Annotated in this window: 20 protein-coding genes; 19 read left to right on the top strand and 1 reads right to left on the bottom strand. The window is 37.9% G+C overall.

Going from position 1 to position 19,309, the window contains the following annotated elements; translation table 11 throughout:
• Positions 1–6 precede the first annotated feature (6 nt).
• From IGM13_RS09930 to thrB, 9 genes are all read left to right on the top strand, one after another.
• The gene (locus IGM13_RS09930) at positions 7–339 is read left to right on the top strand and encodes a PadR family transcriptional regulator (RefSeq protein ID WP_002382752.1); all 333 of its coding nucleotides are present in this window, start codon (positions 7–9) and stop codon (positions 337–339) included.
• Positions 336–1,364, top strand: a complete 1,029-nt coding sequence (locus tag IGM13_RS09925; protein WP_002415717.1) for a permease prefix domain 1-containing protein — start codon at positions 336–338, stop codon at positions 1,362–1,364. The genes IGM13_RS09930 and IGM13_RS09925 overlap by 4 nt, the downstream gene beginning before the upstream one ends.
• A gap of 134 nt (positions 1,365–1,498) precedes the next feature.
• Positions 1,499–2,950: a PLP-dependent aminotransferase family protein gene (locus tag IGM13_RS09920; RefSeq protein WP_025188663.1), complete on the top strand. Its 1,452-nt coding sequence runs from the start codon at positions 1,499–1,501 to the stop codon at positions 2,948–2,950.
• A 120-nt stretch (positions 2,951–3,070) separates the two neighbouring features.
• Positions 3,071–4,795, top strand: coding sequence for a phospho-sugar mutase (locus tag IGM13_RS09915; RefSeq protein ID WP_033591653.1), 1,725 nt, complete (start codon positions 3,071–3,073; stop codon positions 4,793–4,795).
• A 106-nt stretch (positions 4,796–4,901) separates the two neighbouring features.
• On the top strand, positions 4,902–5,684 hold the full coding sequence (proC, locus tag IGM13_RS09910) for a pyrroline-5-carboxylate reductase (protein ID WP_002382757.1): 783 nt from the start codon (positions 4,902–4,904) through the stop codon (positions 5,682–5,684).
• A gap of 116 nt (positions 5,685–5,800) precedes the next feature.
• On the top strand, positions 5,801–6,109 hold the full coding sequence (locus tag IGM13_RS09905) for an ArsR/SmtB family transcription factor (RefSeq protein ID WP_002382758.1): 309 nt from the start codon (positions 5,801–5,803) through the stop codon (positions 6,107–6,109).
• A gap of 51 nt (positions 6,110–6,160) precedes the next feature.
• Positions 6,161–7,453 carry a homoserine dehydrogenase gene (locus IGM13_RS09900; RefSeq protein ID WP_010715370.1) on the top strand — a complete coding sequence of 431 codons (1,293 nt, stop codon included), beginning with the start codon at positions 6,161–6,163 and terminating at the stop codon, positions 7,451–7,453.
• A gap of 2 nt (positions 7,454–7,455) precedes the next feature.
• On the top strand, positions 7,456–8,511 hold the full coding sequence (gene thrC / locus IGM13_RS09895; protein WP_002356733.1) for a threonine synthase: 1,056 nt from the start codon (positions 7,456–7,458) through the stop codon (positions 8,509–8,511).
• Positions 8,508–9,371 carry a homoserine kinase gene (gene thrB / locus IGM13_RS09890; protein ID WP_002420036.1) on the top strand — a complete coding sequence of 288 codons (864 nt, stop codon included), beginning with the start codon at positions 8,508–8,510 and terminating at the stop codon, positions 9,369–9,371. The genes thrC and thrB overlap by 4 nt, the downstream gene beginning before the upstream one ends.
• Positions 9,372–9,415: 44 nt before the next feature.
• On the opposite strand, the gene IGM13_RS09885 is transcribed toward thrB, so the two are convergent.
• Complete coding sequence (locus tag IGM13_RS09885; protein ID WP_002382760.1) at positions 9,416–10,273, bottom strand: pyruvate, water dikinase regulatory protein; 858 nt, start codon at positions 10,271–10,273, stop codon at positions 9,416–9,418.
• A gap of 98 nt (positions 10,274–10,371) precedes the next feature.
• On the opposite strand from IGM13_RS09885, the gene IGM13_RS09880 reads away from it, so the two are divergent.
• The 10 genes from IGM13_RS09880 to glyQ all read left to right on the top strand — a co-directional run bounded on the left by IGM13_RS09880 (position 10,372) and on the right by glyQ (position 19,308).
• The gene (locus tag IGM13_RS09880; protein ID WP_002387080.1) at positions 10,372–10,812 is read left to right on the top strand and encodes a Fur family transcriptional regulator; all 441 of its coding nucleotides are present in this window, start codon (positions 10,372–10,374) and stop codon (positions 10,810–10,812) included.
• Positions 10,813–10,977: 165 nt separating this feature from the next.
• The gene (gene rpsU, locus IGM13_RS09875) at positions 10,978–11,154 is read left to right on the top strand and encodes a 30S ribosomal protein S21 (RefSeq protein WP_002356740.1); all 177 of its coding nucleotides are present in this window, start codon (positions 10,978–10,980) and stop codon (positions 11,152–11,154) included.
• Between the two features lie 25 nt (positions 11,155–11,179).
• Positions 11,180–11,629, top strand: coding sequence for a GatB/YqeY domain-containing protein (locus IGM13_RS09870; RefSeq protein ID WP_002356741.1), 450 nt, complete (start codon positions 11,180–11,182; stop codon positions 11,627–11,629).
• Between the two features lie 242 nt (positions 11,630–11,871).
• Positions 11,872–12,786 carry a PhoH family protein gene (locus tag IGM13_RS09865; protein ID WP_369810298.1) on the top strand — a complete coding sequence of 305 codons (915 nt, stop codon included), beginning with the start codon at positions 11,872–11,874 and terminating at the stop codon, positions 12,784–12,786.
• Positions 12,787–12,814: 28 nt separating this feature from the next.
• Positions 12,815–15,013: an HD family phosphohydrolase gene (locus IGM13_RS09860; RefSeq protein ID WP_002382763.1), complete on the top strand. Its 2,199-nt coding sequence runs from the start codon at positions 12,815–12,817 to the stop codon at positions 15,011–15,013.
• A complete protein-coding gene (gene ybeY, locus IGM13_RS09855) occupies positions 15,013–15,492 on the top strand; it encodes an rRNA maturation RNase YbeY (protein ID WP_002356745.1) in 480 nt (159 codons plus the stop codon). Before IGM13_RS09860 ends, ybeY begins: the two co-directional genes overlap by 1 nt.
• A complete protein-coding gene (locus IGM13_RS09850) occupies positions 15,476–15,877 on the top strand; it encodes a diacylglycerol kinase family protein (protein WP_002382764.1) in 402 nt (133 codons plus the stop codon). The genes ybeY and IGM13_RS09850 overlap by 17 nt, the downstream gene beginning before the upstream one ends.
• A gap of 13 nt (positions 15,878–15,890) precedes the next feature.
• Positions 15,891–16,793, top strand: a complete 903-nt coding sequence (gene era / locus IGM13_RS09845; protein WP_002359745.1) for a GTPase Era — start codon at positions 15,891–15,893, stop codon at positions 16,791–16,793.
• 82 nt (positions 16,794–16,875) lie between these two features.
• The gene (gene recO, locus IGM13_RS09840) at positions 16,876–17,670 is read left to right on the top strand and encodes a DNA repair protein RecO (RefSeq protein ID WP_002374343.1); all 795 of its coding nucleotides are present in this window, start codon (positions 16,876–16,878) and stop codon (positions 17,668–17,670) included.
• 729 nt (positions 17,671–18,399) lie between these two features.
• Positions 18,400–19,308, top strand: coding sequence for a glycine--tRNA ligase subunit alpha (gene glyQ / locus IGM13_RS09835; RefSeq protein ID WP_010706545.1), 909 nt, complete (start codon positions 18,400–18,402; stop codon positions 19,306–19,308).
• The last annotated feature ends 1 nt before the right edge of the window (position 19,309 follow it).

Raw genomic sequence — 19,309 nt, 5'->3', positions numbered from 1 at the left:
ATTTATGTGATTGGTAGTGATGCAATTCGAGGATACAACGATACCTTTATTCTCTCAATCTTACAATCCGGCGCTTCATATGGTTATGCGATTTCTAAACGCATTCGTGAAATTTCTAAAGAACAATATTCGATTAAAGAAACGACACTTTATTCTGCTTTTACACGTTTAGAGAAAAATGGCTACATTGAATCATTTCCAGGAGAAGTAACGCATGGCAAAAAGCGGACCTATTATCAAATAACCCGTGCAGGAGAGCGTTATTTAGAGGAAAAGTTACTAGAATGGGAAGTAACAAAAGACGTCGTCGAAGCATTTGTAAAGGAGATGGGAAAATGAAAATTATAGAAGAATTTATTGATAGCTTATTTTCAGGCGTTGTTGAAACATCTGAAACAAAACAATTAAAGGCGGATTTATTAGCAAATGCTGAGGATCGTTATGAAGATTTGCTCAGCCAAGGAAAATCGGAAAATGAAGCAATTGGTACAATTATTTCTGAATTTGGTACTATTGATGAATTAATGGAAGAATTGAATTTAGAAAATAAACAAGTGGATGAAACAAACGATTCAATGAACGGTTTGCCAGAAATTTCAGTGGAGGAAGGACTTGACTATTTAGCTGTCCAACGTAAAGGTGCTATTCAAATTGGTCTTGGTGTTGTTGCAATCATGGTGGGTGTTGGCTTGCTGGTTGGTATGCGTGGTGTTCTTTCTAACGGTCTCGGTTTAGTTTGTCTTTTCATAGGTGTGGCAATTGGCGTTCCATTATTTATTGTTGCTGGTAATCGGTTTGTTGCAATGGATAAACAACTGGGGCAACGATTGATTCCGACTAAGTTAAAAAAAGAAGTTGCACAAAGAGAACAAAGTTTTCAACGATCATTTATTTTTTGTATGGCAGCGGGCGTCGTTTTTTGTATTTTGGGTTTAATCCCAGTTGTTGTCTTTAGTAGTGGCCTTCATCTGATGATGCGCCGTTCCATGCATCAAATGATGGGCGGACAATATTATAATGGAACGATGGGGATTAGTTGGCTCTTCTTTTTAGTATCGGTTGGTGTCTTCTTGTTTATATTTGGTGGAGTAATTAAAGGAAGTTTTAATAAATTGTTGAATGAAACTTATTTTTATTCAGAACATGTTGGTCATCCTGATTTTGCCCCTCAACAAACAAAAACAGAGGAAGGACCTGTGGGAAATCCTGTCGGTGCAATTATTGCATCCGTTTATTGGCCCTTAGTTGTTGCACTCTATTTATTTATTAGTTTTGTTTTAGGGGATTGGCGGTTTAGTTGGTTAATCTTTATGTTCGCAGGAATCTTTTATAACACCATCCAAGCATTTTTACACAAACATTGAGACAAACCTGTTAATAGTAAAACAGAAAAGTGGGACATTCGTCAAAACGGCTGTCCCACTTTTCTTGTATTTTCGATTGACAAAAGCATTAAACTGGATTACTTTTAACTCATCCAATTGTTGAGGTGATGGCTATGTGGCAACTTAAAAAAGAACAAAGTGTTCCCATTTATCGGAGTATTATGGAAATGATTGTTCAAAAGATTCAAACAGGCGAATTATTACCAGGTGAAAAAATCCCTTCGGAACGTAAACTGGCAGAATACTTGTCTGTCAATCGTTCAACCGTTGTTCATGCATTAGATGAACTGGTGGACTTAGGCTGGATTGTGCGAAAAAGAGGGAGTGGAACGATCGTCAACGAAGGAAAATGGGGGGTAATGATGACGCCACGAACGGATTGGCATCGTTATTTAGAACAAAATGTGTTCAAACAAGTTCATCCCTTGGTGGCAGAGATTGAGTTACGTGCTAAACAAAATTTGCCGACTGACTTAGATATGTATACAGGTGAGTTACCGTTAGACTTAATTCCCAGTTTCGATTTTCCAGCATTAAATTGGAAACAATTTTTAAAAGAGGAAGCACAAGATGAATTAGGTTATTTGCCGTTAAGAAAAGAAATCCAAGCCATTACAGCAACGGAATATCAGCTTCATTTACCAAGTGAAAGTTTATTGCTTACTTCAGGTGCGCAACAAGCACTTTTTTTAGTTTTGCAAGTTTTATTGAGACAAGGAGATAGTGTTGCCGTAGAAGATCCATCTTTCTTCTATGCCTTACCAATTTTCCAAGCTGCTGGTGTGCGCTTATTTGGTGTACCCATGACAGAGGAAGGGATTGATCTTGAAGCGCTAGAACAAACAATTCGACAACATCGCATCAAAATGGTTATGGTTAATCCTTCCTTTCAAAATCCCACTGGGACAGTAATGCCTTTAAGAAAAAGAGAACAGCTTGTGAAAGTCTGTCAAACGTATCAAGTTCCTATTTTAGAAGATGATGTTTTTGGGCAGTTAAGTTTTATCCCGAAAACAGAAATTCCTCCTTTAAAAAAATTAGATCCAGATAATGTCTTGTATATCGGTTCGTTGTCAAAAATTTTAGGTTCGACCACGAAAATTGGTTGGTTAAGTGCGCCCGCCTCCGTGACGAAACAAATTGCAGAAGCCAGAAAAATGATGGATGTTTCGTTGAGTATTTTTCCGCAGATGCTCGCTAAAATGGCGATTGAAGATTCTTCTTTTTCTGAAAAAATTACGTTATTAAATAAACAAGTGGAACAACGAGCAACAGCTGTATATCAAGTATTTAAATCGTTACCAGAATGGGAAGTTTCGCCAGTAAAGGGCGGCTTTTATTTATGGGCACATTGGCGTCAAGGGGCACTTAAGCCAGAAGATTGGCAAGTGTTTTTACGAGAAGGTGTTTTGGTAGCACCAAGTGTCGCTTTTAGTGAAAAACGTGGAAGTATTCGCTTGAATTGTTCCAGAATTTCACCAGAAGAAATGCCTCTTTTTTGTGAGCGAATGGTACGGATTACACGACAGCTTTCTGAAAATAGACAAACAAAAATAGAACAGTAAGTAAGATTTTTCTTATAAAAATCATTTGCTGAGAGAAAACGCTACAACTTCCCTTTTCTAAACGAATATCCAATGCTATACTTAAAAAGTAAAAACAAAAAAACAAATGAGGTGTTTTCCATGTCTTGGGAACAAGTTTACCAACAATGGTTAAATGAAGAAAATATTCCAGAAAATTTAAAAAATGAATTAAAGGACTTAAATACAGATCCTGAAAAATGTGAAGATGCATTTTACGCACCATTAGAATTTGGGACTGCCGGGATGCGTGGAATTTTAGGCGCCGGTATTAATCGGATGAATATCTTTACAGTTCGTCAAGCGACAGAAGGGCTTGCACGTTTTATGGATACGCAAAATCCTGAAACAAAACGTCGCGGTGTAGCCATTGCCTATGATTCACGTCATATGTCTCCAGAATTTGCAATGGAAGCAGCTAAAACATTAGCTAAACATGATATTCCTTCTTTTGTGTTTGAAAGCTTACGACCAACACCAGAATTATCTTTTGCAGTCCGCTACTTTAAAGCTTTTGCGGGAATCATGATTACGGCTTCTCACAATCCAGCTGCCTATAATGGCTACAAAGTCTATGGTGAAGACGGTGGTCAAATGCCGCCAGCTGATGCAGATGCATTAACTAAATATGTTCGTAGTATCGAAAATCCTTTGAAAATTGATGTCTTATCAGATGAAGAAGTTGCCCACAGCGGTTTAATTAACATTGTTGGTGAAGAAGTCGATAATGCGTATTTGAAAGAAATTAAAACAGTTACGATTAATCAAGAATTAATTAACGAAATGGGTAAAGAATTAAAATTAGTTTACACTCCCTTACATGGAACTGGGAAAATGTTAGGAGAAAAGGCATTAAAACAAGCCGGTTTTGAAAAATTTGTTTTAGTACCTGAGCAAGCTGTTGCTGATCCTGACTTTACTACAGTTAAGTCACCAAACCCTGAAGAACATTCGGCATTCGAATATGCGATTCGTTTAGGGGAAAAAGAAGGCGCTGATTTATTGATTGCAACAGATCCAGATGCTGATCGTTTAGGTGCTGCTGTGCGGATGCCAAACGGAGACTACCAAGTATTAACAGGAAATCAATTAGGTTCAATTATGATTCATTATATTTTAGAAGCCCATCAACAAGCAAGCACGTTGCCTCAAAATGCTGCGGTTCTAAAATCAATCGTTTCTAGTGAACTTGCTACAGCGATTGCTGAGAAATATAATACGAAGATGTTTAATGTTTTAACAGGTTTCAAATTTATTGCTGAAAAAATTCAACAATACGAAGAAGACCACAGTCAAACGTTTATGTTTGGTTTTGAAGAAAGTTATGGTTACTTAGTGAAACCTTTTGTTCGTGATAAAGATGCAATTCAAGCGTTAGTTTTATTAGCAGAAGTAGCGGCTTTCTATAAAAAACAAGGAAAAACATTATACGATGGTTTACAAGATATCTTTGAAGAATTTGGTTACTTTGAAGAAAAAACTATTTCCGTAACAATGAGCGGAATTGAAGGCAGCGGTAAAATCAAAGCTTTAATGGCAAAATGTCGTGAACAAGCCCCAACTGAGTTTGCCGGGATTCAAGTTGCTCAAACGGAAGATTTTAAAGAATTAACACGCACTTTTGCAGATGGTCAAACAGAACAATTACAAACGCCTCCTTCTGATGTGTTGAAATATCATTTAGAAGATGGTAGTTGGATTGCTATCCGACCATCAGGAACAGAACCAAAAATTAAATTCTATCTAGCGACAAAAGCAACAAGTAGTTCAGAAGCTTCTGAAAAAATTGCTGCGTTTGAAGCAGTCGTTAATGAATTAACAAAATAAAATAAACGAAACAAGCTGTACGGAAAAAAGTACGAATGTTAGTGTTTGTGTCAAAAGCTAATTGACTTTTGACACAAACACTTTATTTAACTAAGGAGGGAATGCTATGAAAATTGGCTTTATCGGTGCTGGCAGTATGGGCGGTGCCATGATTAAAGGGTTACTGAAAGCTGAGGCAGTCAAGAAGGAACATTTATATGTGAAAGGTGGCTCAAGTGGAACAGCAGAAGCACTTCAAAAAGAGTGGGGCTTTCAACTTGTCACAGATTATGCACTTTTCCAAGAATGTAAGGTTATTTTTATTGCGACAGGAGCAAAGGTCGTGTTACCTGTCCTTCAGGAATTAGCCCCTCATTTTTCCAACGAAAGTCTATTGGTTTCTGTTGCAACAGGTCATACCATACAAGAAGCACAAATGGCCCTTGGCAATAAAGAAGCCAAAGTTGTTCATGCCATTCCTAATACACCAGTCAGCGTGAATCAAGGCGTGATTGGCGTAGCCTTGGCACCAACAATTGAAGGCCAAACGAAGGACCTGGTAATGGAACTTCTTGCTACTTTAGGGTTAGTCAAAGAAATTCGTGAAGCGCAACTGGAAACTTTTGGTACTGTGGCTGGTTGCAGTCCAGCTTTTGTTGATATCTTTATGGAAGCATTGGGAGATGCAGCAGTCTTAGAAGGGTTACCAAGAGACTTATCTTATGAAATTGTCGCTCAAATGATAAAAGGAACGGCGACCTTAGCCTTAGACACGAAAAAACATCCAGGAGCATTGAAAGATGAAGTGACTTCTCCAGGAGGAAGTACGATTCGCGGTGTTGTAGCTCTAGAAAAAAATGGCTTCCGTTATGCCGTGATGGATGCAGTTCAGCAAGCCAACCACGAATAGATGAAGAAAGTTGGAAAATCGACAAGTTTGTCATTTTTCCAACTTTCTTTGTGCCATATTTTTCGTAGGAAAGAACAATCGCAGTTCTTATTTTAAAAAACTCTGTGTTATAATGAGTGCAAAGTGAGGCGACTATAATGAAACAAATGGAAGAAATCAAACAAGTAAGTCAATTATATAAAGTATTAAGTGATCCAACACGTTTAAGAATTTTGCTACTTTTAAAAGAAGGCGAGCATAACGTAACGGCGATTAGTGAACAATTGGAAATGGAACAGTCCGCCGTTTCTCATCAACTAAAATTATTAAGAGATAGCCGGGTTGTCAAGGCACGTCGCGAAGGAAAAACGATTTTTTATACATTAGATGATCATCATGTAATAGATATTTTAAATCAGACCTTTGAGCATATTGAACATCGATAAAAAGTAGGAAAAAATAGCGTAACTAGAATAGCGCTGTTGATGGAGGTAAAAATGAAGGATACCTTAAAGATCGGGTTACTAGGATTAGGGACTGTAGGCACTGGCGTTTTAACTCTCTTGAAAGAACATCAAGAGAAAATTTCACAAGTGACAGGAATGAATGTAGTCATTGAAAAAGCATTTGTCCGAAATCTTGAAACGAAACAAGCGCAAGCGGAAGAATACGGTCTGTCTTTAACAACTTCAATTGATGATATTTTAGAAGATAAAGAGATTCAAATCGTTGTGGAATTAATGGGAACCATTGAACCAGCCAAAACGTATATCATGAAAGCTTTAGAAAAGGGCAAACATATTGTGACTGCCAATAAAGATTTACTGGCGCAACATGGGAGTGAATTAGTAGCGTTAGCCCAAAAACATCATTGTGATTTATATTACGAAGCAAGTGTTGCTGGCGGGATTCCTATTTTAAGAACAATTGCTAATAGCTTAGCGGCAGACAATATTCAACAAGTTTTAGGAATTGTGAACGGTACGACGAATTATATGCTTACGCAAATGGTTTCTGCTGATAAAAGTTATGAAGAAGCTTTAGCAGAAGCGCAAGCGTTGGGATTTGCTGAAGCGGATCCGACAAATGATGTCGATGGAATCGATGCAGCCTATAAAATGGTTATTTTAAGTCAATTTGCTTTTGGGATGAATGTTTCATTACCACAAGTTGATATTCGTGGAATTCGCGGATTGTCTTTAGATGATGTCGCTATGGCTAAACAACTGGGGTATGAAATCAAATTGATTGGCTCTGCTGAACAAAATGAGAATAGTATCTCGGTGGAAGTGGCGCCTATGCTAGTCAATCAAAAGCATCCTATTGCATCTGTTCGTAATGAGTACAATGCAGTATTTATAAAAAGTGCAGGCGTGGGCGAATCAATGTATTACGGTCCAGGAGCTGGCGCTAAACCGACAGCAACCAGTGTTGTCAGTGATTTAATTACGATTGCTAAAAACATTCGCTTGACAACGACTGGCCATATGTTCAATTCGTATCAACATAAAACCCAATTGACGCGTTCCGAAAATGTATTTGGGCAGTACTATTTTTCGTTAGATGTTCCAGATACACCAGGACAATTTTTGCAGTTGACACAATTAATGACTAAAGCAGAAGTCAGCTTTGATCAATTAGTTCAACAGAGATCAGATGGACAGCGAGCAAGAATTGTTGCCATTACACACCAGATATCAAAAGCACAAATGCAACAAGTTGTGACAGCTATTCAAAATACGGAAGCCTTTCAGTTATTGAATGTAATGAAGGTTATAGGAGATGAGTAAACATGTATGAAGGTTTGTTAAAACAGTATCAAGCGTATTTGCCCGTAACAGAAAAAACACCAATGATTTCTTTAGCCGAAGGAAATACGCCACTGATTCCTTTACCTAATTTATCCAAAGAATTAGGTATTCAATTATATGGAAAATACGAAGGCTTAAATCCCACTGGCTCATTCAAAGATCGCGGGATGGTGATGGCTGTAGCAAAAGCGGTAGAAGAAGGTGCCAAAGCGATTGTTTGTGCTTCTACAGGAAATACTAGTGCCGCCGCTGCTGCGTATGCCACAAGAGCAGGTATTAAAGCGTATGTAGTGATTCCAGAAGGGAAAATCGCACTGGGAAAATTGGCGCAAGCTATTATGTATGGGGCGGACATTATTTCGATTCCAGGTAACTTTGATGAAGCATTAAAAGCGGTGCGAGAGATTGCGAAAACTGAGGCAGTTGCGCTAGTTAATTCAGTGAATCCTTATCGCTTAGAAGGGCAAAAGACAGCAGCTTTTGAAGTTTGTGAACAATTAGGTCAAGCGCCCGATGTCTTAGCGATTCCAGTTGGAAATGCCGGCAATATTTCCGCTTACTGGAAAGGCTTTAAGGAATGGCATGAAAAACAAGGAACAACTTTACCAAGAATGCATGGTTTTGAAGCAGAAGGTGCCGCAGCGATCGTGAAAGGCCAAGTGATTGAGCAACCTGAAACCGTGGCAACAGCGATCCGGATTGGAAATCCTGCTAGTTGGCAATTAGCAGAACAGGCACGTGATGAATCGGGTGGTTTCATTGATGCCGTGACAGATCAAGAAATTTTAACGGCTTACCGAAAAATTGCTGCTCAAGATGGGGTTTTCATTGAACCTGGTTCGGCTGCTTCATTAGCTGGAGTCATTCAACATGTTAAAAGCGGTAAAATCAAAGCAGGTGAAACCGTCGTGGCAGTTTTTACTGGTAACGGGCTGAAAGATCCTGATACAGCAATGGAGACAGAAGTAGCTATTTCAAAAATGAGTGACGTGGAAGAAATGCGTCTGCACTTACGAAAAGGAGTCGCAACACTATGAAAATAAGAGTACCTGCCACTAGTGCCAACTTAGGACCTGGCTTTGATTCATGTGGCATTGCATTATCCGCTTATTTAACAATCAACGTTTTAGGTGAAAGTGAATTTTGGGAAATTCAACATACTTTGGGAGAAGAGATCCCTACTAATGAAGAGAATTTATTAATTCAAACGGCATTGAAAATTGCACCAGAATTAACACCAAAAGTTATTCGGATGGTTTCTGACATTCCTCTTGCAAGAGGACTAGGCAGTAGCTCAAGTGTAATTGTAGCAGGAATTGAATTAGCTAACCGACTAGCACATTTAAATTTGTCCCCTAAAGAAAAGGTCCGTTTGGCCACAGAGATGGAAGGACATCCTGATAATGTGGCCCCAGCTATTTTAGGAGATTTCGTGGTGGCTAGCCATGTAGAAAACCAAGTCTACCATGTCAAACATCACTTTCCAATGTGTGATGTCATTGCATTTATTCCAGAGGAACCGTTATTTACCGAAAAAAGTCGTGCTGTTTTGCCCGAAAAATTGGCTTATAAAGAAGCGGTTACGGCCAGCTCAATTGCCAATGTTATGATTGCCGCAATTTTAAACGGAGATTTACCTTTAGCAGGCAAAATGATGGAACAAGATAAATGGCATGAAACGTATCGTCGTTCATTGGTTCCTCATTTAAAAGAAATTCGTCGTTTAACTCAGCAAAAAGGTGCTTATGGCTCTTTCTTAAGCGGTGCTGGTCCAACTGTGCTAATCTTGTCGCCAGAAGAACGAACCAACGAAATTGTTCAAAGCTTGGAGAAATTATCTACCAAAGCGAGCATCCAAATTTTCAATATTGATCAAGAAGGCGTTCAAGTCTTTTAAAAAAAACGAGAAAAAATCACTAGTGATTTTTTCTCGTTTTTTTTTTAATCCTCGGATGTTTCCGTGGAATAATAGCTATGGTCTTCTAAGTTCAAAGCATTAAGAATCATTGAGGCAGTTTCTTCAATTGAAAGAGAAGCGACATCAATAACGATACAACCTAATTTTTGATAAAGATCATTAGCAAAAGCCAGTTCTCGCCGAATTTTTTCAATATCTGAATAAGAAGTATTTTCAGGCAATCCATATGCGCGCATTCGTTCTTTACGAATCCCGTTTAAAACATTGGGATCATTGGTTAAGCCAACAATTTTTTTAGGGTCCATTTCGAATAATTGTTTCGGTAAATGTGCTTCAGGAATTAGTGGCAAATTAGCAACTTTTAAGTTCTTGTTGGCTAAAAAGAGACTTAGCGGTGTTTTAGAAGTTCGGGAAACGCCAAGAAGTAACACATCCGCTTCTAAAAAGCCTCGTGGGTCCTTGCCATCGTCATATTTGACAGCAAATTCCATTGCTTCAATTCGTTTAAAATAATTTTCATTCAGATGATGTAAGGCACCTGGTTCCCGCATAGGTGCGACACCTGTTAATCGTTCGATTTCCGCAACAGGTGGTGTCAAAATGTCAAAATGGAACAATTGATGCTCATTGAAAAATTGATTAGCAATCGCCACGAGATGATCATTAATGATAGTATGCAGTACCATGGCCTCTGCTTTTTTGGCATCTTCTAACGCTTGCACCAGTTTATCTTCGTCTTTAACGAATGTTCGTCTAATCAAAGTAAAATCAACAGTGGGGTACTGGGCCATTGAAGCAGCCGCCAATTTTGAAGCGGTCTCGCCAGCAGAATCTGAGATGACAAAAATCGTCACACATTTTTTTTCTTCAGAAATAGTCATAGAAGGTAAGTCCTTTCTTGCATTTTTAATAATTTTATTATACCATAAGTCCAGAATCTATTTCGTAATGATTCTGATTTAGGTTGTTGAGGGAGGAAATGGCGATGGCACCAGTAAAAACCAATATTGAACAAGCCTTAGAAACCATGAAAGCCAGTGGATTAAAATATACTAAAAAACGAGAATTACTGATGAGCTATTTGATTAAGCGAAATCGGTATGTTTCTGCACGTGAAGTGTATGAATTTATGAATGAAACCTTTAAAGGAGTCAGTTATGATACGGTTTATCGTAACTTGCATGACTTTGAGCGCTTGGAATTGCTGGAAAAAACAGAATTAAATGGCGAGCAAAAGTTTCGCTTCCGTTGTTGCCAAGAGGTGGAACATCATCATCACTTTATTTGTACGGTTTGTGGCAAAACGGAAGAAATTCACATGTGTCCGATGAATTTTTTTGAAGAACAGTTAAAAGGTTGTTCAATTGAAGGACATCGCTTTGAAATCCTTGGTCGTTGTGCCGATTGTTGCGAAAAATAGCGAATAAGACGAAAAATCAAACAAAAATTTCGTATTTTATCAGTAGAGTGGTTGACGGTTATTTATGCTTTAGCTATAATATAACAAGGACAGTATTTTAATTTGTGGGTTTTTCCCACAAATAAGAAAAACGGTTACTTTTTAAGCTCGGAGGGAGGGAATAACATGTCAAAAACAGTCGTTCGTAAAAACGAATCTCTTGATGATGCTCTTCGTCGCTTCAAACGTTCCGTTTCAAAAGCGGGTACTTTACAAGAATCACGTAAACGTGAATTCTACGAAAAACCAAGTGTAAAGCGTAAGAAAAAATCTGAAGCAGCTAGAAAACGTAAAAAATTCTAGTTTTGAATGAATTGGAGTTGGTGGTATGTCATTGCTAACCACATTGAATGACGACATTAAAACAGCGATGAAAGCTAAAGACAAAGAAACTTTAGCCGTACTTCGTATGTTAAAGACTGCCATTCAAAATGATCAGATTAAAGCGGGCCGTGAATTGAACGGAGAAGAAGAACTCACTGTATTGTCTCGTGAGATGAAACAGAGAAAAGATTCTTTATCAGAGTTTGAAAAGGCGGGACGCGACGATCTTGTTGAAAAAGTAAAAGTTGAAATAGCAATTGTTGAAAAATATATGCCTCAACAACTAACAGAGGAAGAAATTCGTCAACTAGTTCAAGAGGTAATGACGCAAACTGGCGCCACTTCACCAAAAGATTTTGGTAAAGTGATGGGCGCTATGATGCCGAAAGTCAAAGGCAAAGCCGATGGCAACCAAGTTAACGCAATTGTGAAAGAATTATTACAAGAAAACTAAGAGCGTTATCGAAACTAGGACAGGATACTGTCCTAGTTTTTTTATGTAAAGAGAAAACCGGTAGCTTTTTACGGTTTTCTCTTTTTTGACTTTCAAAGTCAAATCAGGTACGACTTCTTTTTAAACAGATAAGAATGTGGTATCATTGTAAAGGACTATATAATAAAGGAGATGGACGTTTTTTGACAGATAATCAGTCAAAATCTTTGGAATTAATACTTACTGATTCTGATGATGCACACATGCTTTTAGGAACACATGATAAACATATCAAATTTTTAGAAGAGAATACCCACGTAACGATTAATAGTCGTGGCGAAGTTATTCAGTTAATTGGCGAATCATCAGAGGTAGAGTTAGTCGCTTCCGTGTTAAGAGCGCTACAAACATTAATTCAACGAGGCATCAAAGTGCATACGCCAGATGTCGTTTCTGCTTTAAAAATGGCCAAAGCTGGAAATTTAGAGGCGTTTATTGCCATGTATGAAGAAGAAATTATGAAGGACCATCATGGTCGGGCAATCAGAATTAAGAATGTTGGTCAAAAAAAATATATCGATGCAGTTAAAACTCATGACGTCATTTTCGGGGTGGGACCTGCGGGGACAGGAAAAACCTTTTTAGCCGTGGTGATGGCGGTAGCAGCTTTGAAAAAAGGCGAAGTACAAAAAATTATTTTAACTCGTCCAGCGGTGGAAGCTGGCGAAAGCTTGGGCTTTTTACCAGGTGACTTAAAAGAAAAAGTCGATCCTTATTTACGTCCAGTTTACGATGCCTTATATCAAATTTTTGGTATGGATCATACAAATCGTTTAATGGAACGCGGCGTTATTGAAATTGCCCCGCTTGCTTATATGCGTGGTCGTACATTAGATGATGCTTTTGTCATTCTAGATGAAGCACAAAATACCACGGTTGCCCAAATGAAAATGTTTTTAACTCGTTTAGGGTTTAGTTCAAAAATGATTGTTAATGGAGATACTAGTCAAATTGACTTGCCACGTGGTGTAACAAGTGGTTTAGTTAACGCCGAGCGTACGTTAAAAGACATTGAAAAAATTGCCTTTGTAAATTTTGAAGCCAGTGACGTTGTGCGTCATCCGGTTGTAGCACAAATTATTCAAGCCTATGAAAAGGAACAACAAAAGCATTCCTAAGCAGTTAGGGAAGGAGTGAAAGTACCTTTTGAAAAAAGTACTTACAAAGTTAGGGGATCGTTTAGGTAAGGCCTATTTACCTATTTTATTAGCCGTTTTTTCTCTTCTTTTATTTATGATTATGTTTGGCAGTGTCCATCAGAAAAGAGTAGAAATTAAAGAAGGTCAACTGGCCGAGAAAACCATTCGTGCAAATAAAAATATCGAGAATACCTACGAAACAGAACAAAGAAAAAAATTGGCAGCAGAAGCTGTCACCCCCGAATATATTTATCAAGAAGATACGGCATCTGTCCAACATAATCGTATTGATAAGTTATTTAAATTGATTGATTCTGCGAATGAAAAAGTAGACAAAGAGTACAGCAATAAGCAAGCGAAGGCCAAAAAGGAAGAAACGATTCCTGCGCCGACCGTGGAAGAACGAGTAGCTAGCTTAAAGTCATTGTTTGAATCTTTACCGCAAGATGAAGTTACGTTTTATCAAAGTTTTCCTAATGTTTTTTATCAAACAATCTTTACATTAACCTCTGAGCAATTGGATAAGGTTCGTTCAGAAAGTTTGATGTTGGTGGATGACGCAATGCAAAATCACGTTCGAGAATCTGATTTGGATAAAATTCGCCAAGAAGCTAACGGTAAAATTCAATACTTAGATATTACGAGTACCATGCAACAAGTCATTCGTTACATTGTTAACCAAGGGATTGTGGTAAACGATATTGCCAATGAAAAACGAACAGAAGAGCTGCGTCAAAAAGCGATGAATGCTGTTCAACCCGCAATGATTTATCAAGGCGAAATTATTGTTCGTGAAGGTACTCAAATTGATGCAAAAGCGGTCGAAAAACTTGAGTTACTAGGAATGACTAGTCAAAATACCTCTATTTTTCCGATGGTGGCATTAGCATTAGCTATTTTACTTCAAGTTGAAGTGTTAATTTTCTTTACAAAACAAGTGACTGAGCCTTCGCGACAACGCTCGTTTATTATCTTTTACACGGGTGCTATGCTAATCAGTGTTATTTTAATGAAATTCTTCCAGATTTTCCAAACAGAGCAGTTGATGTATATTCCCTTGTTCTATCCGGCAGCCTTTGCGCCGCTGATTCTAAATCATTTTGTAAATCGTCGTTCAGGGATAATCGCTGCCATTTTCCAAGTCGTTTTTGCGTTATTTATCTTTTATAATTCTATTGGCACAAACTCGTTGACGGTTATTCTGATTATGTACTTATTCTCAGGATTTCTAGCAACAGTTGTTAAACGGAAACGGATGAGTGAGCAAGTTTTCCCAGCTTTAATGTGGGTAGTGGTCTTTCCTGTTTTCATGGCGGTTGTCTTAATGATTTATCAAGGAATGAGTTTAACAGATGGTAAAACGTGGACAGCTTTAATTTGTGCAGGTGCAGGAACGGTACTTTCATTTTTAGCAACAATGGGCTTGCATCCATATATCGAATTATTAGTGACTGATGATAGTATGATTGTCTTGAATGAATTAAGTAATCCGAACCATCCGTTGTTAAAACAACTGTTAGAAGAAGCGCCAGGTACCTATCATCATAGCATGATGGTGGCTAGTTTGAGCGCTAACGCTGTTGCTGAGATTGGTGGACGGTCGCTATTAACACGAGTTGCTTGTTATTACCATGACATTGGCAAAATTAAACACGCCAATTTCTTTGTGGAAAACTTACCTGCTGGCGCAGAAAATCCACATAACTTTTTATTGCCAGAAGATAGTAAACAAATTATTTTTGGCCACGTAATTGATGGCGCCAAAATTTTAGAAGAGTACAATATGCCGCAAATGGTGATTGACATTTGTCGTCAACATCATGGCACAACATTGATGAAATTTTTCTATGTGAAAGCAAAAGAACGCAATCCTGAAATTAAAGAATCAGACTTCCGTTATCCTGGGCCACGTCCACAAACACGAGAAGCAGGGATTGTGAGTATTGCTGATACTTGTGAGGCTGCTGTGCGGGCGATGGATCATCCGACCAACGAAAAAATTCAAGCCTTTGTGCATAATGTGATTCAAGATAGAATTTCAGATGGCCAATTAGATGAATGCGGGTTAACGATGAAAGAGATTCGCATCATTGAAAAATCATTAATTAATGGATTATGCAGTACCTTCCATTCACGGATTAAGTATCCAAAAATGAAAGCTGAAGCAGAAGAAATGAAAGATGAACAAGAAAAGAGAGATGACTAATGGATATTACTTTCATTGATGAAACCGAGAAAGTACCAACAGAAGAAATCAAAGAAATCGAAAATTTGCTGCAATTTGCAGCGGGTTTTCTAGAAATTGCCGAAGATACGGAGATGTCGGTGACTTTTACAGATAACGCAGGTATCCAAGTGATTAATCGTGACTATCGGGGCAAAGATATGCCTACAGATGTCATCAGTTTTGCTTTAGAGGATGAAGGGGAAGACGAATTGCCAATTATTTTTGATGATGAAGAGTTGGCAGAGCTACCACGTAATCTAGGTGATTTAATTATTTCAACAGAGCGAGCAGCAGAACAAGCAGTTGAATATGGGCACACATTGGAGCGAGAAATGGGCTTTTTGGCAGTACATGGCTTTTTACATTTGAATGGGTACGATCATATGGAACCTGAAGATGAAAAAGAAATGTTTGGTTTACAGAAAGAGATTTTAGATGCGTATGGCCTTAAAAGATGAGCAAACAGGAAAAAATAAACATTTTATTAATTCATTAGAATTTGCCTGGCAAGGAATCAAAACAGTTTTTCGAGAAGAACGTAATATGCGCAAACATGTGGCGTTTGGCGTCACGGCCATTGTGTTTGGTTTCTTGTTTTCCTTAACACTTGCTGAATGGCTGTGGTTGTTATTGGCCGTTTTTCTTGTCTGGTTGGCAGAAATTATCAACACAATTTTTGAAAATGTCGTAGATATGTTTACGGATTTTCACTTTCATCCAATCGGAAAAAAAGTCAAAGACATGGCCGCAGGAGCTGTTTTATTAACAGCCGGTTTCGCAGTGCTAGTAGGACTAATTCTATTTGTACCAAAAATTTTACAAATCATTCAAATGTGGAAATAAGAGGAGAAATACAATGACAACTGAACATAAATCTGGTTTCGTAGCCATTGTCGGCAGACCAAATGTTGGAAAATCAACATTGTTAAATCGAATTGTCGGCCAAAAAATTGCAATTATGAGTGACAAAGCACAAACAACTCGTAATAAGATTCAAGGAATTTATACAATTCCTGAAGCACAAATTGTTTTTATCGATACTCCAGGGATTCACAAACCTAAACACCGCTTAGGCGATTTCATGGTGGAAAGTGCCTACAATGCGATGCGTGAAGTAGATGCTACTTTATTTATGGTAAGTGCTGATCAAAAACGCGGGAAAGGTGACGACTTTATTATTGAACGATTGAAAAATAATAATAGTCCAGTCTACTTGATTATTAATAAAATTGACAAAGTCCATCCAGATGATTTATTGAGTATTATTGAAGACTATTCGAAACAAATGGACTTTAAAGAAATTATTCCCATTTCTGCCACTGAAGGAAATAATTTTGAGCATTTGATGGATGTTCTCGTTGAGCAAATGCCAGAAGGACCACAATATTTCCCTGATGACCAAATTACGGATCATCCAGAATATTTTATCGTTTCCGAATTAATTCGTGAAAAAGTGTTACTTTTAACAAGAGATGAGATTCCTCATTCTGTCGCTGTCGTTGTGGACTCAATGAAACGGGATGAAAACGATAAAGTCCATGTCCAAGCAACCATTATTGTGGAACGGGACAGTCAAAAAGGTATCATTATTGGCAAAGGCGGAAAAATGCTGAAACAAATTGGTACCAAGGCGCGTCAAGATATTGAATATTTATTAGATGACAAAGTGTATTTGGAGCTTTGGGTAAAAGTCCAAAAAGACTGGCGTGACAAAAAAATCTATTTACAAGATTTTGGTTATCGCAAAGAAGAATATTAAGAAAGTAGTGTTTGGGAAGCGAGTGTATAAACGAACTTTCCAAACACTACACTAATTTACATAAGAAATGGAAGTGAATTGAATGGCATTAGGGGAGACCAAAGGCATTATTTTATTTACGAAGGATTTTAAAGAGAAGGATAAACTCGTCAAAATTTTTACAGAATCCTATGGGAAATTGATGTTTTTTGTGAAAGGCGCGCATCGAAAAAATAATCCTCTTTTGCCAGCGATTCTGCCATTTACAGAAGCCGTCTACATCGGAAATTTTAGAGAAGAAGGCTTATCTTTTCTCAATAGCAGCAAAGAAGTTCAACCTTTTCGAAACATTCAACAAGACATATTTATTAACGCATATGGAACATATATTTTAAACTTAGTCGATGCAGCAATTGAAGATCAGCACTATGATCCAAACTTATTTCAATTTACCCACATGGCATTATCCGCTTTAAATGAGCAAAAAGATCCGGAAATCATTACAAATATTTTTGAAATTCAATTGTTAGAACGGTTTGGTGTACGACCAGAATGGCATCATTGTGTGGCTTGTGGCGAAACACAAGGGAAATTTGATTATTCCTCAAAATATAGCGGTGTGCTTTGTGAAAAACATTGGCATTTAGATGAACAGCGCTACCATGCAGATCCTAGAGCAATTCATTTTATTCGCTTATTTTCGCAAGTCTCCTATGAAAAAGTCCAAAACATTCAAGTAAAAGAAGAAACTAAGAAAAGTATTCGAGAAACGATTGATATGTTATACGATGAATATGTCGGGTTGCATTTAAAAAGCAAAAAATTTATTGATCAAATGAAAACGTGGGAAAATACGTTAAAAATTCCACCACGAAAGAAGGAAGAAAAAGAAACATAAACAAGCAGTCGTTTTTCTAAAAAAAATTTGACAACTTCCCTCAGACACCGTATTATGATAGAGAAGTTAAATACGTACGAAGAAAAAGAGAAGTAAAAAGGACCCTCTGTTAAGCGAATCTGGGAGAGTGGGAGCCAGAAACACGGAACTTTTGAAAGGCACTTTGGAGTACGACAAACGAAGCTGCCGATGAACACATCGGAAGTAGGGTGGAACCGCGATAATTATTCGTCCCTATGTCTATTAATAGGCATGGGGACTTTTTGCTGTGAATCACTACGATTGGCGCAAATGCGACAGAGTAGATGATGAACAGTACAAGGTGACCAAAGGGAACGTTGTAACCGAATAAAAAAAGCAAACAGTTAACACCAAAAGAAAAATAGTAACGTTTATTCAAAAAAGCTCAATTGGCGCAAAAGTGTCAGAGCAGATGTGGAACAGTACAAGGTGACCAAAGGGAACGTTGTCTCCTCTATGTTAAAACAAACTGCTTAGCCAAAAACATGGAGTAGATGATGAACAGCACAAGGTGACCAAAGGGAACGTTGTCTCCTCTGTGTTAAAACAAACTGTTTAGCCAAAAACATGGAGCAGATGTGGAACGTTGTAACCGAATAAAAATTATCCCATTCTACAAAATTGTTTCTCTGTAGCCCTTTTTAAATTTACATTCCCGAAGCAAAGCCAATCCCTATGTCTATAAAAAATATTCCAAGGAGGAAAATAATGAAAAACAAGTTAACCGTACAAGAAATGATTTTAACCTTGCAAAAATTTTGGTCATCTAATGGCTGTATGTTAATGCAAGCCTATGATACAGAAAAGGGAGCCGGTACCATGAGTCCTTACACGTTTTTACGTGCCATTGGACCTGAACCATGGAATGCTGCCTACGTAGAACCTTCTCGTCGTCCAGCTGATGGACGCTATGGTGAAAATCCGAACCGTCTATACCAACATCATCAATTCCAAGTTGTAATGAAGCCTTCTCCTGAAAATATCCAAGAACTTTATCTAGAAAGTTTGAAATTATTAGGAATTGATCCATTAGAACATGACATTCGTTTTGTAGAAGATAACTGGGAAAATCCTTCAATGGGCTGTGCTGGTTTAGGTTGGGAAGTTTGGTTAGATGGCATGGAAATTACCCAATTTACGTATTTCCAACAAGTCGGGGGCTTACAATGTCATCCTGTCACTTCTGAAATTACTTATGGGTTAGAACGCTTGGCATCATATATCCAAGAAGTCGAAAGTGTCTATGATCTAGAATGGACACAAGGCGTTAAATATGGTGAAATTTTTGTCCAACCTGAATATGAACATTCAAAATATTCCTTTGAAATTAGTAACCAAGAAATGCTTTTAGAAAACTTTGACAAATTTGAAAAAGAAGCTAAACGCTGTATTGAAGAAAGCTTAGTTCACCCAGCCTATGATTATATTTTAAAATGTAGCCATACATTCAATTTATTAGATGCTCGCGGCGCTGTCTCTGTAACGGAACGTGCAGGATATTTAGCCCGCATTCGGAATATGGCTCGTTCCGTAGCGAAAATTTTTGTGGCTGAACGTGAAAAATTAGGGTTCCCATTATTAAATAAAGATCAACACGTATCCAAGGAGGCAGAATAAC

It is taken from the genome of Enterococcus sp. DIV0561 (assembly GCF_050539875.1).
In the GTDB taxonomy this organism is placed as follows: Bacteria; Bacillota; Bacilli; order Lactobacillales; family Enterococcaceae; genus Enterococcus; species Enterococcus faecalis.
The sequence above is the reverse complement of the archived record's forward strand: the minus strand, read 5'-3'. Positions and strand labels throughout refer to the sequence as shown.